Source organism: Streptomyces sp. NPDC015220 (genome assembly GCF_043079345.1).
Classification (GTDB): Bacteria; Actinomycetota; Actinomycetes; order Streptomycetales; family Streptomycetaceae; genus Streptomyces.
On sequence record NZ_JBIBUK010000032.1, the window covers coordinates 35,531 to 61,031 of the forward strand.

At 73.0% G+C, this 25,501-nt stretch carries 29 protein-coding genes; 21 read left to right on the top strand and 8 right to left on the bottom strand.

Annotated elements, in window-relative coordinates; all coding sequences use genetic code 11:
- Positions 1-43: 43 nt before the first annotated feature.
- The 4 genes from ACF061_RS36120 to ACF061_RS36135 form a co-directional block, all read right to left on the bottom strand.
- On the bottom strand, positions 44-265 hold the full coding sequence (locus tag ACF061_RS36120) for a hypothetical protein (protein WP_392271246.1): 222 nt from the start codon (positions 263-265) through the stop codon (positions 44-46).
- A gap of 95 nt (positions 266-360) precedes the next feature.
- The gene (locus ACF061_RS36125) at positions 361-1,485 is read right to left on the bottom strand and encodes a S1C family serine protease (RefSeq protein ID WP_392271247.1); all 1,125 of its coding nucleotides are present in this window, start codon (positions 1,483-1,485) and stop codon (positions 361-363) included.
- 169 nt (positions 1,486-1,654) lie between these two features.
- Positions 1,655-2,677 carry a LacI family DNA-binding transcriptional regulator gene (locus ACF061_RS36130; protein WP_392271248.1) on the bottom strand — a complete coding sequence of 341 codons (1,023 nt, stop codon included), beginning with the start codon at positions 2,675-2,677 and terminating at the stop codon, positions 1,655-1,657.
- Positions 2,678-2,764: 87 nt separating this feature from the next.
- A complete protein-coding gene (locus ACF061_RS36135) occupies positions 2,765-3,544 on the bottom strand; it encodes a winged-helix domain-containing protein (protein WP_392271249.1) in 780 nt (259 codons plus the stop codon).
- A 328-nt stretch (positions 3,545-3,872) separates the two neighbouring features.
- On the opposite strand from ACF061_RS36135, the gene ACF061_RS36140 reads away from it, so the two are divergent.
- The 8 genes from ACF061_RS36140 (at position 3,873) to ACF061_RS36175 (ending at position 9,659) form a co-directional block, all read left to right on the top strand.
- Entirely contained in the window at positions 3,873-4,889 is a 1,017-nt protein-coding gene (locus ACF061_RS36140; protein ID WP_392271281.1) for an alpha/beta hydrolase, read from the top strand.
- 56 nt (positions 4,890-4,945) lie between these two features.
- The gene (locus ACF061_RS36145; protein ID WP_392271250.1) at positions 4,946-5,200 is read left to right on the top strand and encodes a MoaD/ThiS family protein; all 255 of its coding nucleotides are present in this window, start codon (positions 4,946-4,948) and stop codon (positions 5,198-5,200) included.
- Between the two features lie 3 nt (positions 5,201-5,203).
- Positions 5,204-6,619: a hypothetical protein gene (locus ACF061_RS36150; protein ID WP_392271251.1), complete on the top strand. Its 1,416-nt coding sequence runs from the start codon at positions 5,204-5,206 to the stop codon at positions 6,617-6,619.
- Between the two features lie 229 nt (positions 6,620-6,848).
- Entirely contained in the window at positions 6,849-7,574 is a 726-nt protein-coding gene (locus ACF061_RS36155; RefSeq protein WP_392271252.1) for a DUF2993 domain-containing protein, read from the top strand.
- A 312-nt stretch (positions 7,575-7,886) separates the two neighbouring features.
- Entirely contained in the window at positions 7,887-7,967 is an 81-nt protein-coding gene (locus ACF061_RS36160) for a putative leader peptide (protein WP_351515640.1), read from the top strand.
- A gap of 142 nt (positions 7,968-8,109) precedes the next feature.
- A complete protein-coding gene (locus ACF061_RS36165) occupies positions 8,110-8,955 on the top strand; it encodes a sulfurtransferase (protein ID WP_392271253.1) in 846 nt (281 codons plus the stop codon).
- A 48-nt stretch (positions 8,956-9,003) separates the two neighbouring features.
- Positions 9,004-9,291, top strand: a complete 288-nt coding sequence (locus ACF061_RS36170; RefSeq protein WP_010351646.1) for a DUF1416 domain-containing protein — start codon at positions 9,004-9,006, stop codon at positions 9,289-9,291.
- A 110-nt stretch (positions 9,292-9,401) separates the two neighbouring features.
- The gene (locus ACF061_RS36175) at positions 9,402-9,659 is read left to right on the top strand and encodes a DUF3099 domain-containing protein (RefSeq protein WP_392271254.1); all 258 of its coding nucleotides are present in this window, start codon (positions 9,402-9,404) and stop codon (positions 9,657-9,659) included.
- Between the two features lie 40 nt (positions 9,660-9,699).
- Here ACF061_RS36175 and ACF061_RS36180 read toward each other — a convergent pair whose 3' ends face one another.
- Positions 9,700-10,062, bottom strand: coding sequence for a DsrE family protein (locus tag ACF061_RS36180; protein ID WP_392271255.1), 363 nt, complete (start codon positions 10,060-10,062; stop codon positions 9,700-9,702).
- 562 nt (positions 10,063-10,624) lie between these two features.
- On the opposite strand from ACF061_RS36180, the gene ACF061_RS36185 reads away from it, so the two are divergent.
- The 3 genes from ACF061_RS36185 to ACF061_RS36195 all read left to right on the top strand — a co-directional run bounded on the left by ACF061_RS36185 (position 10,625) and on the right by ACF061_RS36195 (position 12,714).
- Complete coding sequence (locus tag ACF061_RS36185) at positions 10,625-11,200, top strand: FABP family protein (protein WP_392271256.1); 576 nt, start codon at positions 10,625-10,627, stop codon at positions 11,198-11,200.
- 101 nt (positions 11,201-11,301) lie between these two features.
- On the top strand, positions 11,302-11,739 hold the full coding sequence (locus ACF061_RS36190) for a Fur family transcriptional regulator (RefSeq protein ID WP_392271257.1): 438 nt from the start codon (positions 11,302-11,304) through the stop codon (positions 11,737-11,739).
- A gap of 9 nt (positions 11,740-11,748) precedes the next feature.
- On the top strand, positions 11,749-12,714 hold the full coding sequence (locus ACF061_RS36195) for a YgfZ/GcvT domain-containing protein (protein ID WP_392271258.1): 966 nt from the start codon (positions 11,749-11,751) through the stop codon (positions 12,712-12,714).
- Between the two features lie 19 nt (positions 12,715-12,733).
- On the opposite strand, the gene dtd is transcribed toward ACF061_RS36195, so the two are convergent.
- On the bottom strand, positions 12,734-13,159 hold the full coding sequence (gene dtd / locus ACF061_RS36200) for a D-aminoacyl-tRNA deacylase (protein WP_392271259.1): 426 nt from the start codon (positions 13,157-13,159) through the stop codon (positions 12,734-12,736).
- A 528-nt stretch (positions 13,160-13,687) separates the two neighbouring features.
- Between dtd and ACF061_RS36205 the strand changes: the two genes are divergently transcribed.
- The 3 genes from ACF061_RS36205 (at position 13,688) to ACF061_RS36215 (ending at position 17,239) form a co-directional block, all read left to right on the top strand.
- A complete protein-coding gene (locus ACF061_RS36205; RefSeq protein ID WP_392271282.1) occupies positions 13,688-14,230 on the top strand; it encodes an aerial mycelium formation protein in 543 nt (180 codons plus the stop codon).
- A gap of 286 nt (positions 14,231-14,516) precedes the next feature.
- Positions 14,517-15,776, top strand: a complete 1,260-nt coding sequence (locus ACF061_RS36210; RefSeq protein ID WP_392271260.1) for a GNAT family N-acetyltransferase — start codon at positions 14,517-14,519, stop codon at positions 15,774-15,776.
- Between the two features lie 458 nt (positions 15,777-16,234).
- Positions 16,235-17,239: a GntR family transcriptional regulator gene (locus ACF061_RS36215; RefSeq protein ID WP_392271261.1), complete on the top strand. Its 1,005-nt coding sequence runs from the start codon at positions 16,235-16,237 to the stop codon at positions 17,237-17,239.
- A 45-nt stretch (positions 17,240-17,284) separates the two neighbouring features.
- Here the strand turns inward: ACF061_RS36215 and ACF061_RS36220 are convergent, their stop codons facing one another.
- Complete coding sequence (locus tag ACF061_RS36220; protein WP_392271262.1) at positions 17,285-17,473, bottom strand: hypothetical protein; 189 nt, start codon at positions 17,471-17,473, stop codon at positions 17,285-17,287.
- Between the two features lie 185 nt (positions 17,474-17,658).
- On the opposite strand from ACF061_RS36220, the gene ACF061_RS36225 reads away from it, so the two are divergent.
- From ACF061_RS36225 to ACF061_RS36255, 7 genes are all read left to right on the top strand, one after another.
- Positions 17,659-18,540 (top strand): winged helix-turn-helix domain-containing protein, encoded by an 882-nt coding sequence (locus tag ACF061_RS36225; RefSeq protein WP_392271263.1) that lies wholly within the window; start codon positions 17,659-17,661, stop codon positions 18,538-18,540.
- Complete coding sequence (locus ACF061_RS36230; RefSeq protein ID WP_392271264.1) at positions 18,540-19,319, top strand: HAD family hydrolase; 780 nt, start codon at positions 18,540-18,542, stop codon at positions 19,317-19,319. Before ACF061_RS36225 ends, ACF061_RS36230 begins: the two co-directional genes overlap by 1 nt.
- Before the next feature lie 96 nt (positions 19,320-19,415).
- Entirely contained in the window at positions 19,416-20,519 is a 1,104-nt protein-coding gene (locus ACF061_RS36235; RefSeq protein WP_392271265.1) for a phosphotransferase family protein, read from the top strand.
- 239 nt (positions 20,520-20,758) lie between these two features.
- Positions 20,759-21,490: a TetR/AcrR family transcriptional regulator gene (locus ACF061_RS36240; protein WP_392271266.1), complete on the top strand. Its 732-nt coding sequence runs from the start codon at positions 20,759-20,761 to the stop codon at positions 21,488-21,490.
- Positions 21,491-21,848: 358 nt separating this feature from the next.
- Positions 21,849-22,412, top strand: coding sequence for a helix-turn-helix domain-containing protein (locus ACF061_RS36245; protein ID WP_392271267.1), 564 nt, complete (start codon positions 21,849-21,851; stop codon positions 22,410-22,412).
- Between the two features lie 101 nt (positions 22,413-22,513).
- A complete protein-coding gene (locus ACF061_RS36250) occupies positions 22,514-23,209 on the top strand; it encodes a hypothetical protein (RefSeq protein ID WP_392271268.1) in 696 nt (231 codons plus the stop codon).
- A 132-nt stretch (positions 23,210-23,341) separates the two neighbouring features.
- On the top strand, positions 23,342-23,692 hold the full coding sequence (locus ACF061_RS36255) for a DUF2516 family protein (protein ID WP_392271283.1): 351 nt from the start codon (positions 23,342-23,344) through the stop codon (positions 23,690-23,692).
- A 100-nt stretch (positions 23,693-23,792) separates the two neighbouring features.
- On the opposite strand, the gene ACF061_RS36260 is transcribed toward ACF061_RS36255, so the two are convergent.
- Entirely contained in the window at positions 23,793-25,142 is a 1,350-nt protein-coding gene (locus tag ACF061_RS36260) for a PP2C family protein-serine/threonine phosphatase (protein ID WP_392271269.1), read from the bottom strand.
- Positions 25,143-25,501 lie beyond the last annotated feature (359 nt).

Consider the following 25,501-nt stretch of genomic DNA (forward strand, 5'->3'; position numbering starts at 1 on the left):
GCCCCCGACGGGTCCCGGTCCGGCCGGCGGTACGAGCCGTCGCTCACGCCGCGACCGCGGTCAGCCGGCGCAGCGGCACCTTGTGGCGGTGCGGCCGCGCGGCGGAGGTGCGCAGACCCATCAGCTGGGGGACCAGGGCATCGGGGTCCGGGGTCCGGTGGACGGGGGCGAGGGGCTTCCGGGTCGGAGCCAGGGGGAAGGTGACGCCGACGGAGGCGGCCGCTTCGACGTTCTCGATGCTGTGGTGCGCAACCTGCTGGATCATGACGTGCTCCTTGTACTGTGCCGGACGCCCTGCCGGTGTCGCACTTCGGGTCGCTCCAGGCCGAGGCGGACCGAGTCGGATCGGTTCGGACCGTTTCAGCTCTGCGATCCGGAGCGCAGCTTGGTCAGGTCGGACTTGACGGTGTTGATCGGGATGGCGAAGCCGAGGCCGACGCTGCCGGCGTTGGACGAGTCCGAACTCGCCGCCGACGAGTACATCGCCGAGTTGATGCCGACGATGTCGCCGTTCATGTCGATCAGCGCGCCGCCGGAGTTGCCCGGGTTGAGGGACGCGTCGGTCTGGATGGCCTTGTAGGTGGTCGTGGAGGAGCCGGTGTCGCCGTTGAACTGCCGGCCGCCGAACTGGAACGGCCACTGGCCGTCGCCCTGGCCCTGGTCCTGTCCCTGGCTCTCGTCGGTGGACACGGTCACGTCCCGGTGCAGGGCGGAGACGATACCGCTGGTGACGGTGCCGGTCAGGCCCTCGGGGGAGCCGATGGCGACGACCTGGTCGCCGACCGCCACGCCGCCGGAGTCGCCGAGCGCGGCCGCCTTCAGGCCGGAGGCGCCGTCCAGCTTGATCAGGGCGAGGTCCTTGGAGGAGTCGGTGCCGACGACCTGCGCGCCGTAGGTCCTCCCGTCGCTGGTGCGTGCCTTGATGGTCGAGGCGCCCGCTATGACGTGGTTGTTGGTGACGATCTCGCCGTTGCCGGTGATGACCACACCGGAGCCGGTGGACGTGCCGTTGTTCAGCGTGGCGGTGATCTCGACGACGCTCGGGCTGACCGCCTTGGCGATCGCCGAGATGCTGCCCCGCTGGCTGGAGGGCACCACATGGATGCCGGCGCCGCCGGTGGCGACGGTGTCCTTGCCGGCGAGCTCCTGGAAGGCGTACGCGGTGCCGCCGCCCACGGCCGCGGCGGCGATCGCCACGGCGGCGAGCAGTGCGAGCGGGCCCTTGGCGCGCTTCCTGGGGGCGGGTGCGGGTACGACCGGGGCCGGGCCGCCGGCCGGCGGGAGAGCGGAGCCGCCGCCGTCCCGGCCGGGGCCGCCGTGCGCGTCCGGCGCGCCGGCGACGGGCTGCGCCGGGGGGTACGCGGGCGGGGGCGGCCACTCCGGGTTCACGGGGCTGTAAGCGTGCTGCTGCTGGTACGCGAACGGGCCCGGCCCGTCACCCTGGGGGGTCTCGTACTCGCCGCTGCGGCGGATGCTCTCGGTCATGTCAATGAGAGTGCCCCGTGATCATGAGAGCTTCCTGAGGGCCCGCTGAGAAGCCCGACAGAACCTCGTATGCCCGATATAAGGAGCCTCGCCGAGACGGCGGTAGCAGGCGCGGAGGCGGGCCTCGCGGCGCGGTGACGCGCGCGGCCACGGACCCGCGGTGGGGCCGCTACGCGCAGCCGCAGGACCTGCGTACCACCAGCCGGGACGGGAACACCTTCAGCCGCTCCCGCCGTGAACCGGCGACCCGCAGCCCGTCGTCCAGCACCAGGTCCACGGCCGCCCGGGCCATCGCCGACCGGTCGGAGGCGACCGTGGTCAGCGGCGGATCCGCCAGCGCCGCCTCCTTGATGTCGTCGAAACCGGCCACCGCGAGCTCGCCCGGCACGTCGATGCGCAGCTCCCGCGCGGCCCGCAGCAGACCGATCGCCTGGTCGTCGGTGGAGCAGAAGACGGCCGGCGGGCGGTCGGGCCCGGCGAGCACCTCCAGGCCCACCCGGTAGGCGTCGTAGCGGTTGTACGGCGCCTCGAACAGGCGCCCCTCGGTCGGCAGCCCGGCCTCGGCCATCGCGCGCCGCCAGCCCTCGACGTGGTCGGAGACCGGGTCGCCCACCGCCGGGGTGTCGGCCGTGCCGCCCATGCAGGCGACGTACTCGTAGCCGTGCTCCAGCAGATGCCGTACGGCCAGTTGCGCGCCGCCCAGGTCGTCGGTGACCACGGCCACGTCGTCGATCGCCTCGGGCCGCTCGTGCAGCAGCACCACCCGGGCTTCCCAGGCGTCGATCTCGGCGGCGGCCAGGTCGTTGAGCGCGTGGGAGACCAGGATGAGTCCCGAGACCCGCATTCCGAGGAACGCCCGCAGGTAGTGGACCTCGCGCTCGCCGACGTAGTCGGAGTTGCCGACGAGGACCATCTTCCCTCGCTCGGCGGCGGCCCACTCCACGGCGTGCGCCATCTCGCCGAAGAAGGGCTGCCGGGCGTCCGGGACGATCAGGCCTATCAGGTCGGTGCGCCGCGAGGCCATCGCCTGCGCGACCCGGTCGGGCCGGTACCCCAGCTCCTTGATCGCGGCGAGGACGCGCTCGCGCGTGGCCGGGGCGACCGGCCGGGGTCCGTTGTTGATGACGTAGCTGACAACGGCGGTGGAAGTCCCCGCCAGCCTCGCCACGTCGTCCCGAGTCACCTTGGCCACGCGCGGAGTCTACGCGGATGGACCCGCTTCCGGGCAGGGCGTTTCACAGCTTGGATGTGCGGACGCAACGCCCTGCCACGCCCCCCGCTACGCCTCCGCCGGGGCCTCCTGACGGGCCGGGCTCGCCGTCTTGGCCGCATCGCCCCGATTCGTCCGGCTCGCCTTGGTCTTGGCCTCCTCCGCGGCACGGTCGGCCTTCTCGGGAGTGACGAACCGGTAACCGACGTTGCGGACCGTGCCGATCAGCGACTCGTGCTCGGGGCCGAGCTTGGCGCGCAGCCGCCGCACGTGCACGTCGACGGTCCGGGTGCCGCCGAAGTAGTCGTAGCCCCAGACCTCCTGGAGCAGCTGGGCGCGGGTGAAGACGCGGCCCGGGTGCTGCGCGAGGTACTTCAGGAGCTCGAACTCCTTGAAGGTGAGGTCCAGCACCCGGCCCTTGAGCCTGGCGCTGTAGGTCGCCTCGTCCACGGACAGGTCGCCGTTGCGGATCTCCATGGGGGAGTCGTCGCCGCCGATCTGCTGCCGGCCCATGGCCAGCCGGAGGCGGGCCTCCACCTCGGCGGGGCCCGCGGTGTCCAGCAGCACGTCGTCGATGCCCCAGTCGGCGGTGACGGCCGCCAGGCCGCCCTCGGTGACGACCAGGACCAGCGGACAGCCGGGCCCGGTGGAACGCAGCAGCTGGCACAGGCTGCGCACCTGCGGCAGGTCGCGCCGCCCGTCGACCAGGATCACGTCGGCGCCCGGCGTGTCGACGAGCGCGGGTCCCTCGGCGGGGGCCACGCGCACGTTGTGCAGCAGCAGGCCGAGGGCGGGAAGCACCTCCGCCGACGGTTGGAGGGCATTGGTCAGCAGCAGCAGTGAACTCATCGCGACCCACCTGCCCGGGTCGGCACGCGTTCTTCGTGCACGGTTCGCTCGTCCATGGCGTCTGGTTCCTCCTCGGGTCCCTGCGAGGACGTATGCGGCACTCATCGTCGCTTCGTCGTGGTGCGGGTCCCGCGCCCCTGGGCCCCGCCGCGGATCCCGGGCCTCCGTAGGAACCCCAAGAGCCACCGCGCGTTCGACCGCGGCGTACACCCGCGGTTTCCCGCGCCGTGTACAACGCTTCCGAAAGCACGAAAGGACCCGGGGGCTTCGCTGCCCGAGTCCTCTTCGCAGCAGAATAGCCGACATGGGCTCGGATTCGGCAGGTCATGTGGCGCGTTCGACGGACGTCCCGGGGTCCGGGACGCCGCCGCGCACCCGTGTCAGGAGGTTCCTGCGCACGGCGGACGGGGTGCCGGTGGAGGTGGTGTACGAGCCGGGAGCAGCCGTACGCGGGGGCTCCGGCGGCCGTCCGGACGCCGCCTCGGGGCCACCCTCAGTCGATCTGGTGTTCGTTGTCGCACACGGTTTCACGGGTGACCTCGACCGGCCGCACGTGCGCCGGGTCGCCCGGGTGCTCGCCCGGTACGGGGCCGTGGTGACCTTCTCCTTCCGCGGTCACGGGTCCTCCGGCGGGCGCTCGACGGTCGGCGACCGGGAGGTGCTGGACCTGGCGGCCGCGGTGGCCTGGGCGCGCGGCTTCGGGCACCCGCGGGTGGCGACCGTCGGCTTCTCCATGGGCGGCTCGGTGGTGCTGCGGCACGCGGCGCTGTACGGCGAGGGGGCCGACCCGGCGGACGCCGGGACGGAGACGGTGGCGGAGGCGTCGGGGCGTTCGGAGGCGTGGGGGCGCGCGGGGGCGCGGGCCGGGGCGGGGACGGACACCGTGGTCTCCGTGAGCGCGCCGGCGCGCTGGTACTACCGGGGCACGGCCCCCATGCGCCGGCTGCACTGGCTGGTCACGCGCCCCGAGGGACGCCTGGTGGGCCGCTACGGCTTCCGCACCCGGATCCACCACCGCGACTGGGACCCGGTTCCGCTCTCCCCGGTGGAGGCGGTCCCGCGCATCGCGCCCGTGCCGCTGCTGATCGTGCACGGCGACCGGGACGCCTACTTCCCGCTCGACCACCCCCGCACGCTGGCCGCGGCCGCCGGCGACCGGGGCGAACTCTGGCTGGAGCCCGGCATGGGCCACGCCGAGAACGCCGCCCCGGACGCCCTCCTGCACCGCATCGCGCGCTGGACCCTGGCACAGCAGGGCCTCGGCACCAGCGGCCGGACTCCCGCCCGCCCGGCGCCGGGCCCCGGCCCGCAGGGCGGGCGACGGGAATTTGACCACAGGGCCTAGCCTGAACCAGTTCATTGTCGGCTCATTGCCGAGTGACTAGTGACGCGAGGGACGGGATGGCAAAGGTCACGGTGCGCTACTGGGCGGCGGCGAAGGCCGCGGCCGGGGTCGCCGAGGAGCCGTACGAGGCGGAGACGCTCGCCGAGGCGCTCGCCGCGGTGCGCGAGCGGCACCCCGGCGAGCTCGCCCGGGTCCTGCTGCGCTGCTCGTTCCTCATCGACGGCGACCCGGTGGGAACGCGCGGACATGAGACGGTACGGCTGATCGAGGGCGGCACGGTCGAGGTGCTCCCCCCGTTCGCAGGAGGGTGAGCGATGACCGACCGGCCGTATGAGGGGCCGCCGTACGACGGCTCGTACGGGACCCCGGACGAGGGTGCGTACCCGAACGCGCACGGGGGTGCGTACCCGAACGCGAACCAGGGGCCGTACGGAACCCCGCACGACGGCGCTTACGGGACCCCGCAGGACGGCGCTTACGGGACCCCGCAGGACGGCTCGTACGGCTCCGCGCACGGCGGTTCGTACGGCGCAGCCCCGCACGAGGGGTACTCCGACCCGTACGCGCAGCAGTACCGCCAGCCGCAGCCCCACCAGCCGCAGCAGCCGCAGCAGCCGCAGCAGCCGCAGCAGCCCCAGGCCTGGCCCGGGCAGCAGCAGGCGTACGACGATCCGAACGCCGACCATCAGCACACCCAGCAGTGGCAGGGGCAGACGTGGGACACCCAGACCCACGCCCGCCCGGTCGTCGCCGCGGCGGAACCGGCGGCACAGACGGCCTACCTGCCCTCGCTGGGCCACCAGGACCCCGCGCCGGCCCACGCCTCGCGGACGCCGCCGCCCGAGCCCGCGTACGCGCAGTCGGCGCCCGGCCCGGCGGGGCCCGCCCCCGCCGAGGCTCCGGCCGCCCCGGACGGCGCCCCGGAGGGGGCCGGTCCCGCCTACGGCCCCGCCACCCTCGGCGGCAACGCCCGGGTCACCGACGCGCAGCGCGCCCGGGCCGAGGGCCGCTCGCCGATCATCGAACCGGGGATGCAGCCCGCCGCGCTCACCGCGCTGCTGGGGCTGCTGCTGGCCGGCGCGGCGGAGATCGGCACCTACGCGCTGCTCGTCCCGCTGGTGCTGCTCCAGGCCGTGACGGCCGCGGGCTGGTTCCGGCTGAACGGCATGTGGCCCGCCCGGCAGGGAATCGCCCTCGGTTTCGCCGGCGCGCTCGTCTCCGACGCGGCGGTGCTGGGAGCGGGCCGGGAGCACGCGCCCGCGGCGATCCTGGGCACGCTCGGGGTGTGGGTGCTGCTCTCCCTCGTCCTGCAACTGCGTTCCCACGCCGACCCGGACGAGCGGATGTACGGCCTGATGGCGAGCGTGGCCTCGGCGGCGCTGTCCATCATCGCGACCGGGTACCTGGCGGGCGGCACGGACGCGGTCGCGGTCGGTGCGGTGGCGGTCGCGGTGGCCGTCCTCGCGCGCGCACTGCCGCTGCCCACGCCGGCCTCGGTCGTCGTCTCGCTGCTCGCGGCGGCGGGGGCGGGAATCGTGCTCGGCGGCATGACGGGCCTGGGCTCCGGTGGCGCGCTGCTCGGCGCGGGCGCCGCGGCGTGCGCCCTGATCGGCCATCGCGCGGCCGGCTACGACTACCCCTCGCGTTTCGTGCACTTCACCGCCGGTGTGGCCCTGCCGCTGACGGCCGCGGCACCGGTGGTGTGGGTGCTGGGGCGGGCGCTCGGGTAGCGGAGCGGGACCGGCGCGCACCGGGCAGGGCCCGTGCGCGCCGGGGCCTTGTGGGCCCGCCGGAGCGGCGGACCCCCTGGGGCCCGGCCGTCCCCCTCCCGGCGACGGACGCCCCGTCGTCCCCTGTCACAGGTGATCGACAATTCTCCGGCCCGGCCGGTCCCCGGGGCTAGGCTCGTGGAGGGCGGCCGTCCGGTCGTCGGGGACCGCTGATGTGGGGGAACACCGCATGCGCGCGCTGCGAGCACTGCTGATCGTCGTCGTGATCCTGGGTGTGCTGTTCGTCGTGGTCGACCGGGTCGCGGTGCGCTTCGCGCAGGGGCAGGCCGCGGACAAGCTCAGGAGCACGGAGAACCTGGCGCGCACCCCCGACGTGTCCATCAAGGGCTTCCCCTTCCTCACCCAGGTGGCGAGCGGAGAACTGGACGACGTCGAGGTCGGCATCAAGGACTACGAGGCGGCCACCGGCGACGCCGGGCAGACGATCCGTATCGACGACCTCAAGGCCCACATGCGGGGCGTGACGTTCTCCGGCGACTACAGCTCGGCCACCGCGGCCACCGCCACCGGCACCGCGACCATCGCCTACGACGAGCTGCTGAAGACCGCGAAGTCCGAGCCGGACCAGGTCCTGCCGGGGGTGACCACCCAGGTGATCGGCCTGTCGGACGGCGGCAACGGCAAGATCAAGGTCGCCCTCAAGGTCTCCGTGCTGCCCCAGCCGGTCTACGTGCTCAGTTCGGTCGCCGTCCAGGGCGACAAGGTGCGGGTCACGGCCGACGGCCTGCCCAAGCTCGGCGAGCTCGACCTCGCCGAGAGCCGGATCCGGTCGATCACCGACTTCCAGCAGGCGATCGACCGGTTGCCCGGCGGCATCAAGCTGGACTCGGTGCGGGCGGTGAAGGACGGGGTCGAGATCGCGGTGAAGGGTTCGCACGTCAAGCTCGCCGGGTAGGAGAGCCGCCGCGGCAATTGACCCGTGGCCCGTGGCCCTGAGCCCCTGGATCGTGGCTCGCGGCCCTGGCGCGGGGGCCGGGTGGGTCGTGGCCGGTGGGTCGTGGCCGGTGGTTCACTGCGGCCCGTGCGCACTGGTGTCCGAGGGGCGAGACGGCCACGTCCGTACGACAGATGGGACGGTGGGCGCCAGGGGCGGGGGACGGGCCGGAGCGGTCCGGAACGGCACGTCGATCCCACATCACGGACGATCCCGTCTCACCATACGACATGCCGGTGACATGGCCGCCTGTCCCTCCCTACGATCGGGCGTATGAAGCGACAGGCGGATCTCACGAAGCGGCGGGCAGTAGACCTGTGCCGCGTTGCCGCCATGCTCTGTCGCTCCTTCTGAGCGGGAGTCCCGCCTCCCGCGTCATCGGCCCCGCACCTGACCCGGGGCCGTCCGCGTGCCGCACACGCCGACGCCGGTCCGTGTGCCCGCGCGCCCCTCGCACTCGCACACCCCGCCGCAACTGCCCCGGAGGAGATTGAGCATGAGCCGCAGCGACGTACTGGTCGACGCCGACTGGCTCCAGGAGCACCTGGACGACCCGAGCATCGCCATCGTCGAGGTGGACGAGGACACGTCCGCGTACGACAAGAACCACATCAAGAACGCCATCCGGATCGACTGGACCGACGACCTCCAGGACCCGGTCCGCCGTGACTTCGTCGACCAGGCCGGCTTCGAGAAGCTCCTGTCGGAGAAGGGCATCTCCAACGACCACACGGTGGTCCTGTACGGCGGCAACAACAACTGGTTCGCCTCGTACGCCTACTGGTACTTCAAGCTCTACGGCCACGACAGCGTCAAGCTCCTCGACGGCGGCCGCAAGAAGTGGGAGCTGGACGCCCGCGAGCTGGTCGACGGCACCGACGTGCCCGAGCGCGCCCGCACCGAGTACAAGGCCAAGCCGCAGGACGCCTCCATCCGCGCCTTCCGCGACGACGTGGTGAACGCCATCGGCGCGCAGAACCTGGTGGACGTGCGCTCGCCCGACGAGTTCTCCGGCAAGCTGCTCGCCCCGGCGCACCTGCCGCAGGAGCAGTCCCAGCGCCCGGGCCACGTCCCGTCCGCCAAGAACATCCCGTGGTCCAAGAACGCCAACGACGACGGCACCTTCAAGTCGGACGACGAGCTCAAGGAGCTCTACACCGCCGAGGACGTCGACCTGGCCAAGGACACCATCGCCTACTGCCGCATCGGTGAGCGCTCCGCGCTGACCTGGTTCGTGCTGCACGAGCTGCTCGGCGTGGAGAACGTCAAGAACTACGACGGCTCCTGGACCGAGTACGGCTCCCTGGTGGGCGTGCCGATCGAACTCGGCTCCGGCAAGTAACGGACAGTCCGACCCCGACCTCTCAAGACCTCTCTTCAGGAGTACGACATGTGTGGAGCGAAGGCCGGCGGCCCCGACGCCTCGACGATCAAGCCCGGTGAGACCACCATCCAGGGTCAGGTGACCCGCGACGGCGAGCCGGTGACGGGTTACGTCCGGCTGCTGGACTCGACCGGCGAGTTCACCGCGGAGGTCCCCACCTCGGCGACCGGCCAGTTCCGGTTCTACGCGGCCGAGGGCACCTGGACCGTACGCGCCCTCGTCCCCGGCGCCACCGCCGACCGCACGGTCGTCGCTCAGCAGGGCGGCCTGGCGGAGGTCGCGATCGCGGTCTGAGACCGCGCGGACCGCTGAGACCGCGGAAGGGCCGCATCCCTCGGGTTGGACGCCTGGGGTGCGGCCCTTCGGCATGCGCGCCGAGGTGGCCCCGGACCTACCCTGGACGTATGTACGCACGCCGCCGCCACGCGTATTTCGCCATGATGGGCACCTGCATCACGCTGTTCGTCCTGGCCTGGGGCGTCGTGCGTCTCTGGTCGGTGCCCGCCGCGGTCGGCATGTGCCTGTTCGCCATGGTGATCCCGCCGGTCGCCGCCATGGTCGCCAACCGGCGTGGCCCCGAGGACCGCTGGTGGGACGACCCGTCGGGCGATCCGAAGTCCGACGAGTGGTGGGACGAGCTGGACGGCAAGAAGCGCCACTGAGGACTGTCGCGGTCCGCCCCGGGCGCGGCCGGGCACGGGCTCAGTAGACGAGGGCCTGCGTCTCCTCGCCCAGCGCCTCCTGGACGAAGACCTGCGCGCCGGCGATCCGCACGCCCTCGAGCACGTCCTTCTCGGTGATGTCGCGGCGGGCCGCGCACTGGGTGCACAGGGTGACGCGGCCGGCGGCGAGGATGGAGTCGAGCAGGTCGGGCAGCGGGGCCGCGTGCGGGAGCTCGAACTCGGCGGCCCGGCCCGGCAGCGCGAACCAGGAGGACTCCCCGGTCAGCCACAGCGACACGTCCACGCCGCTGGCCACGGCCACCGCCGCGACCGTGAACGCCTGCGAGCACCGTTCGGGCGCGTCCGCCCCCGCCGTCACCTTGATCACGAGCTTCTTGGCCATACCGGAAGGGTAGCCGCCGTGCCCGAAGCCGACCGGAGGCGGCCACGACGGGCGACACCGACTGCGCCACGGCGGGCGACATCGACTGGTGAGGCCCACGGGGCGCACCCGGAAGGGGCCTTCCCCGCCGCGGCCCGGCCGCGGTCAAGGACGTCGAACGCTTCGTCCTCGCCGAGGACGGGCCGTACGGCTGCCGGACAGGTCCGGCAGGCGTACCTCCACCCGGGCGACGCCGTGGCGGTGGTCGTCGGGTCCCGTGCGGCCGCCGCGCCGGCCTGCCCTTCGAGCGGACGGTGACCGTCCAGAGCCGGCTGCTCGGACGGCCGTCACCGCGGACCCTCCCCGTGCGGGCGCACCTCACGGAGAGGGCCGGGTCCCGGCCGACTAAGCTGGTGTGCGGCCCTGTGTACCTACCGCACCGCGCTCAACAAGGAGCACCCCGTGGAGATCTTCTTCGAAACCCTGCTGGTTCTGGTCTGCGTCGGCGTTCTCGCGTTCGCCGGGCTGACCGTGAAGAAGCTGTACCAGGGCCAGCGCTGACCACGACCAGGAAACGCCGCTCATGATCGAGATTCCGTCCGACCTCCACAAGAACCTGGTTCCGCTCGCCTTCCTGCTCGGCAACTGGGCCGGCGCCGGCGTGCACGACTTCCCCGGCTCCGAGAAGTGCAACTTCGGCCAGGAGGTGACCTTCACCCACGACGGCCGGGACTTCCTTGAGTACCACTCCCACACCTGGGTGCTGGACAACGACGGCAACAAGGTGAGGCCGCTGGAGTCCGAGTACGGCTTCTGGCGGATCGACGCGGCCCGCAAGGTCGAGGTCACCATGACCCGTGACGACGGCGTCATCGAGATCTGGTACGGCGAACTGGCCGACAAGAAGCCGCAGATCGACCTGGTCACCGATGCCGTGGCGCGCACCGCGGCCTCCGACCCCTACACCGGCGGCAAGCGGCTGTACGGGTACGTCAAGAGCGACCTGATGTGGGTGGGCGAGAAGCAGACCCCCGAGGTGGAGCTGCGCCCCTACATGTCGGCCCACCTGAAGAAGGTCGTCACCCCGGAGGACGTCGAGCGCTGGGCCAAGGCCCTCCCGGACGACATGCCGGACGACGGCATCGCCTTCTTCAAGTAGCCGGTCGCGGGGCCTTCCGTTCGGATCGGGCCGGATCAGGGTGCGGTGCCGGGACCCGAGAGCCCGGCGTCGCCCGAACGGGAGGCCCTAGACTCTTGGGTGTGGTGAGCACCGACTGGAAGAGCGACCTCAGGCAGCGCGGTTACCGGCTGACGCCACAGCGGCAGCTCGTGCTCGAAGCCGTGGACACCCTGGAGCACGCGACCCCCGACGACATCCTCGGCGAGGTGAGGAAGACGGCGTCGGGGGTCAACATTTCCACGGTCTACCGGACCCTGGAGCTCCTGGAGGAGCTCGGGCTGGTCAGCCACGCCCATCTCGGCCACGGAGCGCCCACGTACCACCTCGCCGACCGCCACCACCACCTGCACATGGTCTGCCGGGACTGCGAGAACGTCATCGAGGCCGATGTCGAGGTGGCGGCGGACTTCACCGCGAAGCTGCGGGAGCAGTTCGGCTTCGAGACCGACATGAAGCACTTCGCGATCTTCGGCCGCTGCAAGGACTGCTCCCCGAGGAGTTCAACTACCGCGTCGTAGGCTTGCGGTATGAAGAGCCCCCTGCTGTCGCTGCCCGGCGCCGTCCCCGCCGAGGGCGTGGACGAAGGCGTCGCCGCACACTACGGCGACCTGTTCCGCGAGCAGCGCGCCCTCGCGGACGGCACCGGCTTCGTCGACCTCTCGCACCGCGGTGTCGTCACCGTCTCCGGCGAGGACCGGCTGAGCTGGCTGCACCTGCTGCTCACCCAGCACGTCAGCGAACTGCCCGCCGGCCGGGCCACCGAGGCGCTGATCCTGTCCGCCAACGGCCACATCGAGCACGCGCTCTACCTGGTCGACGACGGCGCGACGGTCTGGGCCCACGTGGAGCCCGGCACCCAGGAGGCGCTGGTCGCCTACCTGGAGTCGATGAAGTTCTTCTACCGGGTCGAGGTCGCCGACCGGACCGCCGACTTCGCCGTCGTGCACCTGCCGGCCGGCTCGATCGCCGAGGCGCCCGAAGGGGTCGTCGTACGGGAGACCGCGCACGGCCGTGACCTGTTCCTGCCCCGCGCGGACCTGGAGCCGTACGCGGAGAAGGCCGGACCGCCCGCCGGGATCCTCGCCCACGAGGCGCTGCGCGTCGAGCAGCACCGGCCCCGGCTCGGCTTCGAGACCGACCACCGCACCATCCCGCACGAGCTGGGCTGGATCGGCACGGCCGTGCACCTCCAGAAGGGCTGCTACCGCGGCCAGGAGACCGTGGCCCGGGTGCAGAACCTGGGCAAGCCGCCGCGCCGCCTGGTCTTCCTGCACCTCGACGGCAGCGAGGTGCACCTGCCGGTGCCCGGCACCGGCATCCACCTCGCCGACGAGGGCCCGGACGGCCGCCGGATCGGTGTCGTCACCACCTCCGTACGCCACTACGAACTCGGCCCGGTCGCTCTCGCCGTCGTCAAGCGGAACGTCCCCGTGGACGCCCGGCTGATGGCGGGCGGGACGGCGGCGGCGCAGGAGGTCGTGGTGGAGCCGTAGGGCGCCGTGCCCCCGCGGCTCACATCTCCAGCAGGACGGTGAACGGGCCGTCGTTGGTCAGCGACACCCGCATCCGCGCGCCGAACCGGCCCGTCGCCACCGTCGCGCCCAGCGCGCGCAGCCGGGCGACCACCTCGTCGACGAGCGGTTCGGCGACATCACCGGGGGCCGCTGCGTTCCAGGTGGGCCGGCGGCCCTTGCGGGCGTCGCCGTAGAGCGTGAACTGGCTGATCACCAGCAGCGGGGCGCCCGTGTCGCTGCACGAGCGCTCGTCGTGCAGCATGCGGATCGACCACAGCTTGCGGGCGAGCTGTGCGGCCTTCTCCTTGGTGTCCTCGTGGGTCACCCCGACGAGGACGCACAGTCCCTCGCCCTCGATGGCCCCCACCGTCTCGCCGTCCACGACGACGCTCGCGCCGTCCACCCTCTGCACCACTGCACGCATGCCGACCATGATGCCGGGCGACCGGACACGCCCCCGCAGCGGGCCGGTGCGTCCATATCGTGCTTCTTTCTGATCCGTAACCCCCCATCTGGGGGTGATCGGGGGCACTCGTTCACATAGTTGCCGGTTGGGGTGGCACGATGCTTCCGTACGCGCCGGTCGAGGGGACGGTTGAGGCTCATGAGCACATCGAGTACCGAGCAGCAGGCGCAGCCCGGGGCGATCTCGCCGCTCCGCGCGGCGGTCGCGGAGACCCACCGGCCGCCGGTGCAGCGCACCGACAGCCCGTCACTGCCACCGGGACCGCAGACCGTGGAGCCGACCCCGGCCGTCGGCCCGGCGCAGGCCGCGGATCCGGCGGCGGCCGTCGACCCGCGGGCCGAGGGCCGTGCGCCGTCCGAGAGCCGTCCGTCGTCGGAGGGCCGTCCGTCGTCCGAGAGCCGTCCGTCGTCGGAGGGCCGTGCGCAGTCGGAGGGCCGTCCGTCGTCGGAGGGCCGTGCGCCGTCCGAGGTCGGTTCGCTGCTGGCCGTGGATCCGCCGGAGCCCGACCTGACCGTGCCGAGCCTGCCCGAACTGCGCTCCCTGCGCCGGCAGGCGCAACGGGACGAGGCCGACCTCAGCTATGTACGGCGGCTGCTCCAGGGGCGGATCGACATCCTGGGGGCGGAGCTGGCCCGGCGCGGCTCCGGGGCCGGGGCCGGGACGGAGCCCGCGGCCGGGCTCACCTCCGTGGTGCACGCCGGTGCTGGGCCGGTCGTCGAACGGCTCGCGGAGATCCTCAGGGACGCGCCCGCCCGGCAGCGCAGCTCGGCCCGGCACGTGACCCTCGGCACCCCGCACAGCGAGGAGTACCGGCGGCTGGCCGCGGAGATGCTCGGCGAGGTCGAGCTGTCGGACCTGAGTGCCCGCACCGACCTGGAACTGGGCGCGGCGATGGGCCGGCTGGTGCGGTACGAGCAGCAGGTCTCCCGGCGCCGGCAGCGCCTCCAGCGCACGGCCGACGACTGCAGCGCGGAGATCGCCCGCCGGTACCGGGACGGGGAAGCGCAGGTGGACGACCTGCTCGTGTGAGCCGTCGCTCCCGTACGGGCACTCCCACGCTCGGCGTGGCTCCCGTACGTGGCGGCGCCTCCCGTATGAGCCGGACCGCTCGGGTGGGACGGTCCGCTCGTGCGGGCGGGTGTCGCCGGGCAGCCTGTGCGTGCCGGACGGCCTGTGCGTGCCGGGCGGCCTGTGCGTGCCGGACGGCCTGTGCGTGCCGGGCGGCTGTCGGCCCGGGAGGGCCCGTCCGCCCGGTGCGGCGGGGTCGGGGGAAAATCCCGCGACACCCCCGGTGCCGTCCGCCTACCGTCGGTCCATGACAGGCGCCCGCTCGCACATCGACGTACGTCCCATCACCGAGGCCGAGATCCCCGACTGGAGCCGGGCGCTGAACACCGGTTTTCTGCGGCCTCCGACCGTGCCCGACGTGGAGGCGGCCGACCGGAGCTCCTACATCGTCCCCGCGCGCACCCTCGGCGCCTTCGACGCCGGCCGCTGCGTGGCGACGTTCCGTTCCTTCGAGCAGGAACTCACCGCCGTCGGCGGCGCGGTCGTGCCCGCCGACGCCGTCACGAACGTCTCCGTCACCGCCACCCACCGCCGCCGCGGCCTGCTGACCCGCATGATGGCCCAGGACCTCGCGGCGGCCAGGGAACGGGGCGACGTCGTCGCCACCCTGATCGCCGCCGAGTACCCGATCTACGGCCGCTACGGCTTCGGCCCCGCCACCTGGACCACCGGCTGGACGATCGACGTGCCCCGGGCCGGCCTCGACCCCCGTTGGTCCGGGCCGGGCGACGGCGGCAGCGTGGACCTCGTGGACGGCGACGAGGTGCGCAAGTTCGGGCCCGAACTGCACGACCGGCTGCGTCGGGCCCAGCCCGGCGCGGTCGACCGGTCCGAGCGCTGGTGGAAGGTCAACACCGGCGTGGTGCGCCCGGACTTCTCCCGGTGGACCGAGCCGTTCCACGCCGTGTACCGCGCGGCGGACGGCACCGTCGAGGGCCTGGCGGCGTACGTGTGCGACGACACCTGGTCGGACGCCAAGCAGCCGATGAACACGGCCACGGTGAAGAGCCTGATCGCGGTGACTCCCGCCGCCGAACGCGCGCTGTGGCTGCACGTGTGCTCGCTCGACTGGGTGGTGCGGGTGAAGAGCGGCCGGCGGGCCCCGGACGACCTGCTGCCCCTGCTCCTGCCGAACCCGCGCGCGGCCGTGGTCACCACGCACGCCGACTGGCTGTGGGTACGGGTCCTGGACGTGGTGCGGGCCATGGAGGCGCGGACGTACGAGGGGGAGGGCTCGCTGGTGCTGGAGGTGGTCGACCCGGCCGGGCTGACCGGCGGGCGCCGGCGGCTGGAGGTCTCGGCCGGCCGGGCGTCGTGCACACCGACCACCGTGAGCGCCGATCTGACGCTGGACGTGGGTGAGCTGGCCGCTCTGTGGCTCGGTGACGAGTCGGCGGTGCGGCTGGCGGCACTCGGCCGGATCCAGGAAGAACGAGCGGGCGCCGCCCGTGTGGCCGACGCCCTGCTGCGTGCGTCCAGGCGGCCGTGGTGCCCGGACATCTTCTGAACGCTCCTTCCGGCCGGTGACGGTGACAGGGGTGACGCATCCGTAGCTTGGCTGTTCGGTTGTGGCTGTGCGGACGAGACGGTCTTCGGTTGTGGCTGTGCGGACGAGACGGTCTTCGGTTGTGGCTGTGCGAGACGGTCTTCGGTTGTGGCTGTGCGCGGGTGTCCGGTTGTCGGTGTTCTGTTGTGGCTGTGCGGCGTGCCCGCGCCGTGGAGTTCGCGGCGTCGCGGCTGTGGAGTTGTGGCTGTGCGACGCGGACCGGGCACCCGGCTCCCCTCCGGAGAGGCGCCACGGTCCTGCGTGTCCTGACTGTCACCCGGGTAGCCAACCCCCGAAGGTCTGACCATGTCGCTCAAGTTGGCTACCAACTTCACTCCTTCTTATCTCCGCTTGGGTGCGATGCATAACCACCTTTCGATGAACTGCCGAAAGATGGCGGGAAGTTGTACTCTTCGGCCGTGGACCCGGGACACGCCTCCGCCAGTGGGCCGAAAAGGCCGCATGGGTCGCAGACGTCGCACCGCGAGGTGGCCGACGAACTGCGCCGCCGCATCAGGTCCGGTGTGCTGCGGCCGGGCCAGCGCATGCCCACCCAGGCCGAACTGGGCGACGAGTTCGGCGTCGAGCGCGGCGCCGTGCGTCAGGCGCTGCGCATCCTCCAGGCGGAGCACCTGCTCACCGACGTGTCCAGAGGCAGTCCGGCGACCGTCGCGGCCGGCCCGGACCGGTTCCCGGCCGGCCCCGCCGCGCTGCCGCTGCCCACCCTGGCCGCACTCCCGCCCCGGATCGCCGCCGCCTTCGCCACCGCCCACGTGGAGATCGACGCCCTGTGCCTGACCTCGGTCTCGCTCACCCTCGCCATCGGTGAACCGCTGCGCCGGATACACGCCGGGCGGCTGAAACCGGCCAAAATCGACGTTCGGGTGCTGCTGCCCGGCCGGGGCGTCGATCTCGCCTTCCCGGTACCCGCGGGCGCTTCGGCACCCGCGGACGCGCCGGTGCCGGCGGACTCCTCGGCACCCGCGGACTCTCCGATACCGGAGGACTCCCCGGCTCCGGCGGACCCATCGCCGGCGGACTCCCCGGCGGCGGCTCTGCACAGGCGGTGGCTGACCCAGCGCAACGCCCAGGGGCAGGTGCTCCGGCACGGTCTGCTGGCGCTGCGCGCCTCCCACGGCATCGACGTGCGGGTGACCTTCCGCGCGCTGCCCTTCACTCCGCCGGTCAAGCTCTACCTGCTCAACGGCTCCGAGGCGCTCTTCGCGTACTACACCGTGCGGCGTCGCGAGCGGGAGGTCGACCACGAGCCGCTCCAGACGTACGACGTCGAGGGCACCCGGTCGATGCTGTTCTCCTTCGAGCGGGGCGCAGGGCCGCACGACGCGGCGTTCGTAGGGCAGTCGCGGGGCTGGTTCGACGCGTTGTGGGAGACGATCAGCTCGGAGCTGGTGCTCACGGGCTGACGTCTCCCACGGGGTGCGCCGGGGTGCGCCGGGGGCGTCGGCGCCTCACCGGACGGGTCCGACGAACAGCGTCGCCAGCACCACCGCTCCGGCGAAGCCGATGGCCGGGTTCCTGGCCTTGATGCCGACGGAGGTCAGCAGCAGGCCCACGACGCCCCACGTGCCGTACCTCCACTGGACGACCTGCTCGAAGCCGGCGACGGACAGCGCGGACAGAAGAGCGGGAGCGAGCACGGTGGTTCCCCCTTCGGGTCTGCGTGGACGGAGCGGGAGCGGAGATGGTTGGCGGGACCGGGAGGCAAAACCTCCGCCAACTGGCCCGAGTTGGCAACCAACTCTGATGGAGTTGTCCCCACTTGGCGACCACTCCTAAACAAGTCTCAAACAACTGCCGCGAGATGGATCAAAGTTGTAGCGTTTTGGTCGTGACCCAGGAGAACGCGGCCGTGAACGGCAGTCGCAGGAGCCCGTCGGCCCAGGAGATCGCCGAGACCCTGCGCGAGAGGATCCGCACGGGCGAACTCAGGCCGGGCGACCGTCTGCCCACCCAGGCCGAACTGGCCGACGAGTTCGGTGTGGAGCGCGGCGCCGTGCGCCAGGCCCTGCGGGCGCTCCAGGACGACGGCCTGCTCAGCAACGTGAGCAAGGGCAGCCCCCCGAGGATCGCCGAGGCCGCGCCCGTGCGGGACGAGCCGCAGCCGACCATGGTGGCGCTCGCCCCCCGGCTGACGGACGCGCTCTCCGCGCGGCGCGCGCGCATAGACGTGGTGTGCCACACGGCGGAGACGCTGATGGTGGCCATCGGCGAGCCGCTCCGCCTGATCCACGAGGGCCGGATGCGCCCGGAGGCGATCGACCTCCGCGTCCTGGTGCCGTCGCGGGACATCAACCTCGCCTTCCCCGTCCCCGTGGCGGGAGGCGACGGGGGCGACCTGGTGCACCAGCGCTGGCTGGCGATGCGCAACGCCCAGGGCCAGGTGCTCCGGCACAACCTGATGTCCCTGCGCGCCACCCACGGCGTCGACGTACGGGTGACGTTCCGCGCGCTGCCCTTCACCCCACCGGTCAAGCTCTACCTGCTCAACGGCGAGGAGGCGCTGCTCGGCTACTACACGCTCACCCGGCGCGAGGAGGACTGGGGCGACGAGACCCTGGACATGTACGACGTCCTGGGCTCCAAGTCCCTGCTGTTCTCCTTCGTCAGACGCGCCGGCCGGCGGGACGCGGCTTTCGTGGCCGAATCCCAGAAGTGGTTCGACGCCCTCTGGGAAACCATCACCACGGACCTGACACTCTCCTAGTGACTTCTGAGACGAAGCGAACCGTTCCGGTGGCGGTACGGACCGGGACCGACACCGAGGGCGGTCGGCTGCGGGAACTGGTCACCCGTGCGCGGGCGGTGCTCTGGGACTTCGACGGTCCCGTCTGCCGTCTGTTCGCCGGGCACTCCGCGGAGCACGTGGCGGGCGAACTGACGCGGTGGCTCGAGGGCCGGGGCCTGCACGGCCTGCTGACCGGGACCGAACTGGAGTCGCCCGATCCGCACGTCGTGCTCCGCGCCGTGCACCGCGGGCACCCCGGCAGCGACCTGGTCGAGGAACTGGAGGCCCGCCTCACGTACGAGGAACTGCGCGCCGCCGGCTCCGCCTGGCCGACGCCGTACGCCGACCCGCTGATCCGCACCTGGACGGCGCTGGGCCGCCGGCTGGCCATAGCCACCAACAACTCGCCCCGTGTGGTGCGCGGGTACCTCGACGGCCGGGGACTCCTCCCGTGCTTCGCCCCGCACGTCTACGGCCGTACCCGGGACCTGAAGCACCTCAAGCCGGACCCGCACTGCCTGAACCGGGCCCTGAGCGCGACGGGCGCCGCCCCGGCGGAGGCGCTGATGATCGGCGACACCCCCTCGGACCACGAGGCCGCGCTCCGGGCCGGCGTCCCCTTCCTCGGCTACGCACCCAACGCCCGCAAGGAGAGGCTGCTCAAGGAGGCGGGCGCCACCGTGGTCGTCGGCTCGCTGGAGCCCGTGCTGCGGATCCTCCGGACGAGCCGGGCCGGTGGGGAGACCGACGCGCTGTGACACCCGAGCGGTCGCGGACGTCCAGGGCACCGGCGCAGCGGTAGCGTGTTCCCCCTTCCGCACCCCGCGGAAGGGGGCACGGCGAAAGAACACACGATGTCACCCGAACCGGCTTCCCCCGCCCTGCGCCGAGCGGTCGGGCTGAGCGGTGACCCGGACGCCCTCGAGGGGCCGTTGCGGGGCTACCACCACGAGACGTACGCGTTCCCGCTGCCGGGCGAGGCCGGTGCCGCCCGGCCGGGGCGGTGGAAGTGCCGGGAGCCGCGCGGCGACCTGCTCTGGTTCGACCGCCGGTGCTTCCGCTCGGAGGAGCAGCTGCTGAGCGCCCTGCAAGGCAGGATCACCGGCATTCCGGAGCTCATCGAGGTCGGTGGCATCGGCCTCCAGCGGTTCATCGAGGGCCGGACGCTGGGTTCCTTGTGCGGGTCCGGCCACCCGGTGCCCGAGGAGCTGTTCCGGCAGATCACCGGCCTCTTCGGCCGGCTGATCGCGGTGGCCCCGGGGACGATCGGCGCCGAGCGCCGGTGCGAGGCCGCGGACCGGCCGGCCGACGGGGACACGGACGCCTTCCTGGAACGGCTCGTGCACTTCGCCGAGGAGCGGGTCTACGCGGCCAACCTCGCCGAGTTCGGCGCGCTCTTCGCGGACCTCGGCCTGGACGACGAGGCGTTCAAGCGGCTGCGCAAGCACCTGAAGGGCCTCAGGGAGCGGCCCTTCTGCCTGCTGCACGCCGATCTGCACCGGGAGAACTTCATCGTCGACGCGGACGGCCGGCTGTGGACCATCGACTGGGAACTGGCCATGCTCGGCGACCCGTTGTACGACCTGGCCACCCACCTGTACCTGATGCGGTACCCGCGCCGGCAGGAGAGCCGGATGACGCGGGCCTGGTGCCGGACCGCCGAACGGGTCCGCCCGGGCAGCTCGTGCGGCTGGGAGCACGACCTGGGCCTGCTCATCGACTTCAAGAAGGCCCAGTCCGTCTTCACCGACGTCATCCGCGGCGCGCTGGCACTGGGGCCGGACCCCGACCCCGACCCGGTGCGGCTCGCCGACACCGGCGCGCGGCTGAGCCGCACCCTGGCGGCCGCCGTGGTGCCGCTGGGCCTGGAGTCGGCGCCCGGGCCCCGGCACGTCGTGGCCGCCCTCGCCCGCCGACACCGCGCGCGGGCGGGCCGGGACGGCCCCGACGCGCGGTGACGCCGGGCGCATCGCGGGGCGAGGGCCGGAACGTGGCCCGACGCGGCGCCCGGCCGGAAACGGGGCCCGTGTGTGCGGTGGTGCGCAGGGTTGGGTGTGGGTCCCGTGTGTGCGGTGGTGCGCAGGGCTGGCCGTGGGTCCCGTGCGCGCGCGGTGCGCAGGGCTAATCGTGAGTCCCGTGTGCGCGGCGGTGCGGACGGCCGGGCCGGGTGGCCGGCCCGGGTGCGTACGCTCGGTCCATGAGCGACACGGGCGGGTCGGGGGGAGCCGGCGGAACGGACCGGGCAGGCGGAACCGGCGGGAACGGCCGGGCGAGCGGGCCGGGCGGGCCCGGGCTGCGGGAGCGCAAGAGGCTGCGGACGTACCAGGCCGTGTCCGACACCGCGATCCGGCTCTTCCTGGCGAAGGGGTTCGACGCGGTGTCGGTCGCCGAGGTGGCCGCCGCGGCGGAGATCTCCAAGCCGACCCTCTTCCGCTACTTCCCGGCCAAGGAGGACCTCGTCCTGCACCGGATCGCGGACCATGAGGACGAGGCCGCGCGAGTGGCCGCCGCCGCTCCCGGCGCTCCGCTCGACGCCCTGCGCCGGCACTTCCTCGACGGACTCCTGAGGCACGACCCGGTCACCGGACTCAACGACCACCCCGAAGTGCTCGCCTTCCACTCCCTCCTCTACGGCACCCCCGCCCTGGTCGCCCGGCTCCACACCCACCTGGAGCGCTCGGAGGCGGCACTGGCCGCCGCGCTCGGCGGCGGCCTCGGCGCCCGGCTGGCCGCGGGGCAGATCATCGCCGTCCAGCGCATCCTCGCCCGGGAGAACTGGCGCCGGATCGCGGCCGGGGAGCCGCTGGCGGACGTGGGCGCCGACGCCATGGCGGCGGCCGAGCAGGCGTTCGCGCGACTGCGAGCGGGTCTGCCGGAGGCGGCGGTCGTCGCACCGGACCGGAGCGACGACCGAGCCGGTACGGAGTAAGAAACCGTGGCTCGGTGACGTCGTTCCCGCGCGGTGTCCGGGATGACGTCTCCCGAAGAGGCTCCCGGCGACCCGGCCGCCGTCGAAGCCGCCCCCGGCGACGCGCCCGCCGCCGTTGCCACTCGCGGCGACGCGCCCGCCGCCGCGCCGAGTCCGCCCATCACGACATCCGCCGTGCCTCCCTCGCCGCCGTGATCGAGGGCCCGGGAACAGGCCTTGGCGGGCGGATCCTGCTCTCCGGCTCGGCGCGGGACGAGGCTCCGTCCGCCACCCGGCCCGCCCCCCGTCCGGGTGGTCTCGCGCACTCTTGCAAGCGGCTTGCTTGCAATTGTTAGCGAGATGGGTGCAAGGTGGAGGCATGGCATCGCTCAACGTCGGCAATCTCGGTGACTACCTGCGCGAGCAGCGGCGCAACGCGCAACTGTCGCTGCGGCAGCTCGCCGACGCCGCCGGGGTGTCCAATCCGTACCTGAGCCAGATCGAGCGCGGGCTGCGCAAGCCGAGCGCGGAGGTCCTGCAGCAGGTCGCCAAGGCGCTGCGGATCTCCGCCGAGACGCTGTACGTGCGGGCCGGCATCCTCGACGCCGAGCGGGACCGGGACGAGGTCGAGACGCGCGCCGTCATCCTCGCCGACCCCACGCTCAACGAGCAGCAGAAGCAGGTGCTGCTCCAGATCTACGAGTCCTTCCGCAAGGAGAACGGGTTCGGGGCCGGCAAGGCGGACGCCCGGGAGCGGGCCGCCGACGCGGCCGACGCCGACGGCGCCGCGACGGCCGCGGCCCCGGAGGGCGCCGGCGGAGGCGACGCCATACGGTCCGCCACCGTCCCCGACGCGGACGGTGGCCGCCCCGCCCCCACCGAGCACCGTACCCGTGGATCCGGCGGCAGTGACGCGGATCCACGGGAGGCGGCGGCCGGCTGATCCCACGGCCTCACGGCCCCGGGCCCCACGGCCCACGGCCGGGCGGGCCACCGCGGCAGACCAGAACCCTCAGCCGAAAGCGATCCGGGAGGATCATCACCATGGCCATCACCGACGACCTGCGAAAGACCCTCAGCGACCCCACGCCGCTCTACTTCGCCGCGGGTACCGCGGACCTGGCCCTGCGGCAGGCCAAGAAGGTGCCCGCACTGGTCGAGCAGCTGCGCGCCGAGGCCCCGGCCCGTATCGACGCGGTGCGCAACACCGACCCGAAGGTCGTCCAGGAGAGGGCCGCCGCGCGCGTCAAGGAGACCCAGGAGACCGTCCAGACCAAGGTCACCGGCTTCCTGACCTCCCTCGACACCGACCTGCGGAAGCTCGGCACCAACTTCGACGCCGACCTGAAGAAGCTCGGTGAGAGCGCCCAGGACCTGGCCCTGCGCGGCGTCGGCGTCGCCGCCGAGTACGCCGTCAGGGCCCGGGAGACCTACGAGAAGGTCGCCGAGCACGGTGAGCAGGCCGTGAAGACCTGGCGCGGCCAGGCCGCCGAGGGCATCGAGGACATCGCCGAGGGCGTGGAGGAGCTCGCCGTGGCCGTCGAGCCCGAGCCCGAGCCGAAGCCCGCGCCGAAGGTGCAGCCGGTCGCCGAGCCGATCGAGGTCAAGGAGACCGGGCCCGCCGGGGCCAAGGCCACGCCCGCCCCGAAGAAAGATCCGGCGGCCCAGGTGAAGAAGGCCCCGGTCGCCCGCAGGACCACGCCCACCACCGACAGGAAGACGACGCCGCCCGCCAAGTAGGCGCGGACGGGCAGCCACGGCCCGTCACCTGTGCGGGTGACGGGCCACGGGGCCGGGCACCCTTGGGGTGCCCGGCCCGTTCTCCGGGTACGGTGGCCGCGTAGGGGACGGAGAGAACGGGCGGTGGACAGCATGCTGATGTTGGGCTTCGCGGGGTTTCTGGGGATCTTGAAGATCATCCTCATGGCCCTGGCCGCGTTCGGGCTGTTCGACGCCGCGTTCCGCCGAGAGGACGCCTTCCGCGCGGCGGACAAGCAGAACAAGGTGTTCTGGCTGATCATCCTCGCTCTGGCGCTCGTCGTGAGCTACCTGTTCTCGATCCTCAGGTTCCTGCCGGCCATCGGCGCGGTCGCGAGCATCGTCTACATCGTGGACGTACGCCCGGCGCTCAAGCAGGTCTCCGGCGGCGGCGGCCGCTGGAAGCGCCGCCGGCGCGGCAGCAGCAGCGACGGCCCGTACGGGCCCTACAACGGCGGCCGGTGACCCGGGCGCCGTTTCGGCACGGCGCCGGCGGCCAGGGCGCGCGGCGCCCACCGCTCACGGACCCGGCGCTCACGGACCCGGCGCTCACGGCGCCCGATGCCTACGGCACCCGGTCCAGCAGGACCACCGCCACGTCGTCGGTCAGCTCGCCGCCGTTGAGTTCGCGGGCCTCGTTCACCGCCGCCCGCAGCAGCTCCTCGCCGCGCAGCCCCTGGGACAGCTGGCGGCGGACCATCTCCACCATGCCGTCCTGACCCAGCCGTTCGCCGTCCACGCCGGTCCGGCCCTCGATGAGGCCGTCGGTGTAGAGCATCAGACCCCATTCGGCACCCAGCTCCACCTGTGTGCGGGGCCAGCGGGCGCCGGGCAGCAGACCCAGGGCGGGGCCGTTGTTGTCGTACGGCAGCAGCCGGGCGGGTCGGCCGGGTGTGATGACCAGCGGCGACGGGTGGCCGGCCAGGCACAGACCGGCGCGGCGCCCGTCGGGCGCGATGTCCACCGTGCACAGCGTCGCGAAGATCTCGTCGTCGGCGCGCTCGTGCTCCAGCACCTGCTGCAACGTGTTCAGCAGCTCGTCGCCGCACAGCCCCGCCAGGGTCAGCGCCCGCCAGGCGATGCGCAGCTCCACGCCGAGCGCGGCCTCGTCGGGACCGTGCCCGCAGACGTCGCCGATCATGGCGTGCACGGTGCCGTCGGGCGTGCGTACGGCGTCGTAGAAGTCACCGCCGAGCAGCGCGCGGGAGCGGCCGGGACGGTAGCGGGCGGCGAAGCGCAGCGTGGCCCCCTCCAGCAGCGGGGTCGGCAGCAGACCGCGCTCCAGGCGGCGGTTCTCCTGCGCGCGCAGCCGGCCCTCGGCGAGCCGCCGCTCGGCCGTGTCGGAGCGCTTGCGCTCCACCGCGTACCGGATGGCCCGGCTCAGCAGCGGTCCGTCCAGCTCGTCGCGGAGCAGGTAGTCCTGCGCGCCGACCCGCACCGCCTCGGCGCCGCGCTCGGCGTCGCCGGAGGCGGTGAGCGCGAGCACGGCGTGCCGGGGCGCGAGTTCGAGCACGTGCTTGAGCACGGTCAGCTCGTCGTCCCCGCCGTCCGCGCGGCCCGGCGCGGGCAGCGCGAGGTCCAGCAGGATGCAGTGGACGTCGTCGGTGAGCAGCCGCCCGGCCTCGGTGAGGTTGCGGGCGGTGCGGATCCGGATCGGCTTGCCGGACGGGTCGAGCAGTTCGGGCACGATCGGCGAACCGCCGGGATCGTCCTCGATCAGCAGCAGTGTGAGTGGGGAGCTGTGGGTGGTGTGGTGGCCGGCGGCGCGGCTGTCCTTCTCTACCGTGGCGTCCTTCGTGGCTTCCCTGTGCGGGGCCGGTGCCGCGGAGGAGGGGCCGTCGCCGTGGGGCACGGTCTGCGCCTTGTCACTCTCCGCGGCCGGGATCGCTCTCTGCCGCGGTACGGGCACGGGCATCGTCCTGGGTTCCTTCCCTCCCCCCGAGGGCATGGTGGGTACGAGGGACCTCGCCCCACCGACGGGGACCATAGCGGTAGTCGGCGCCGCAGCGGAATGGTGTGAGGCACGTCGCTCACGCGTCGGCGATTGTCATATGCCGCTTTCCATAACGGAGTTGGACACCACGACCGCGGTGACCGAATGACGAAGGTCACGCCCGCCCGTGGTTTGCCGCGGACCCGGGGTGCGATGGGTCACATGGTCCGGGTCACCGGGACCGGACGCCGCCGGGGACGTGCCCCGGAGGCCGGTCGCGAGGCGGCTGGTTCACCGTCCTCGCCAAGGTGTGACCGCCGCTCGCGGCACGGTCCGGCCGC

What these genes read in the sequence shown, in the direction of transcription:
- ACF061_RS36160 (WP_351515640.1), top strand. Translation starts at nt 7,887, where the DNA reads ATGAAGCGACAGGCGGATCTCACGAAGCGGCGGGCAGTAGACCTGTGC.
- ACF061_RS36185 (WP_392271256.1), top strand. Translation starts at nt 10,625, where the DNA reads ATGATCGAGATTCCGTCCGACCTCCACAAGAACCTGGTTCCGCTCGCC.
- ACF061_RS36175 (WP_392271254.1), top strand. Translation starts at nt 9,402, where the DNA reads ATGTACGCACGCCGCCGCCACGCGTATTTCGCCATGATGGGCACCTGC.
- ACF061_RS36135 (WP_392271249.1), bottom strand. Translation starts at nt 3,544, where the DNA reads ATGAGTTCACTGCTGCTGCTGACCAATGCCCTCCAACCGTCGGCGGAG.
- ACF061_RS36235 (WP_392271265.1), top strand. Translation starts at nt 19,416, where the DNA reads ATGTCACCCGAACCGGCTTCCCCCGCCCTGCGCCGAGCGGTCGGGCTG.
- ACF061_RS36210 (WP_392271260.1), top strand. Translation starts at nt 14,517, where the DNA reads ATGACAGGCGCCCGCTCGCACATCGACGTACGTCCCATCACCGAGGCC.
- ACF061_RS36145 (WP_392271250.1), top strand. Translation starts at nt 4,946, where the DNA reads ATGGCAAAGGTCACGGTGCGCTACTGGGCGGCGGCGAAGGCCGCGGCC.
- ACF061_RS36240 (WP_392271266.1), top strand. Translation starts at nt 20,759, where the DNA reads ATGAGCGACACGGGCGGGTCGGGGGGAGCCGGCGGAACGGACCGGGCA.
- ACF061_RS36195 (WP_392271258.1), top strand. Translation starts at nt 11,749, where the DNA reads ATGAAGAGCCCCCTGCTGTCGCTGCCCGGCGCCGTCCCCGCCGAGGGC.
- ACF061_RS36170 (WP_010351646.1), top strand. Translation starts at nt 9,004, where the DNA reads ATGTGTGGAGCGAAGGCCGGCGGCCCCGACGCCTCGACGATCAAGCCC.
- ACF061_RS36150 (WP_392271251.1), top strand. Translation starts at nt 5,204, where the DNA reads ATGACCGACCGGCCGTATGAGGGGCCGCCGTACGACGGCTCGTACGGG.
- ACF061_RS36260 (WP_392271269.1), bottom strand. Translation starts at nt 25,142, where the DNA reads ATGCCCGTGCCCGTACCGCGGCAGAGAGCGATCCCGGCCGCGGAGAGT.
- ACF061_RS36120 (WP_392271246.1), bottom strand. Translation starts at nt 265, where the DNA reads ATGATCCAGCAGGTTGCGCACCACAGCATCGAGAACGTCGAAGCGGCC.
- ACF061_RS36155 (WP_392271252.1), top strand. Translation starts at nt 6,849, where the DNA reads ATGCGCGCGCTGCGAGCACTGCTGATCGTCGTCGTGATCCTGGGTGTG.
- ACF061_RS36245 (WP_392271267.1), top strand. Translation starts at nt 21,849, where the DNA reads ATGGCATCGCTCAACGTCGGCAATCTCGGTGACTACCTGCGCGAGCAG.
- ACF061_RS36125 (WP_392271247.1), bottom strand. Translation starts at nt 1,485, where the DNA reads ATGACCGAGAGCATCCGCCGCAGCGGCGAGTACGAGACCCCCCAGGGT.
- dtd (WP_392271259.1), bottom strand. Translation starts at nt 13,159, where the DNA reads ATGCGTGCAGTGGTGCAGAGGGTGGACGGCGCGAGCGTCGTCGTGGAC.
- ACF061_RS36250 (WP_392271268.1), top strand. Translation starts at nt 22,514, where the DNA reads ATGGCCATCACCGACGACCTGCGAAAGACCCTCAGCGACCCCACGCCG.
- ACF061_RS36165 (WP_392271253.1), top strand. Translation starts at nt 8,110, where the DNA reads ATGAGCCGCAGCGACGTACTGGTCGACGCCGACTGGCTCCAGGAGCAC.
- ACF061_RS36255 (WP_392271283.1), top strand. Translation starts at nt 23,342, where the DNA reads ATGCTGATGTTGGGCTTCGCGGGGTTTCTGGGGATCTTGAAGATCATC.
- ACF061_RS36180 (WP_392271255.1), bottom strand. Translation starts at nt 10,062, where the DNA reads ATGGCCAAGAAGCTCGTGATCAAGGTGACGGCGGGGGCGGACGCGCCC.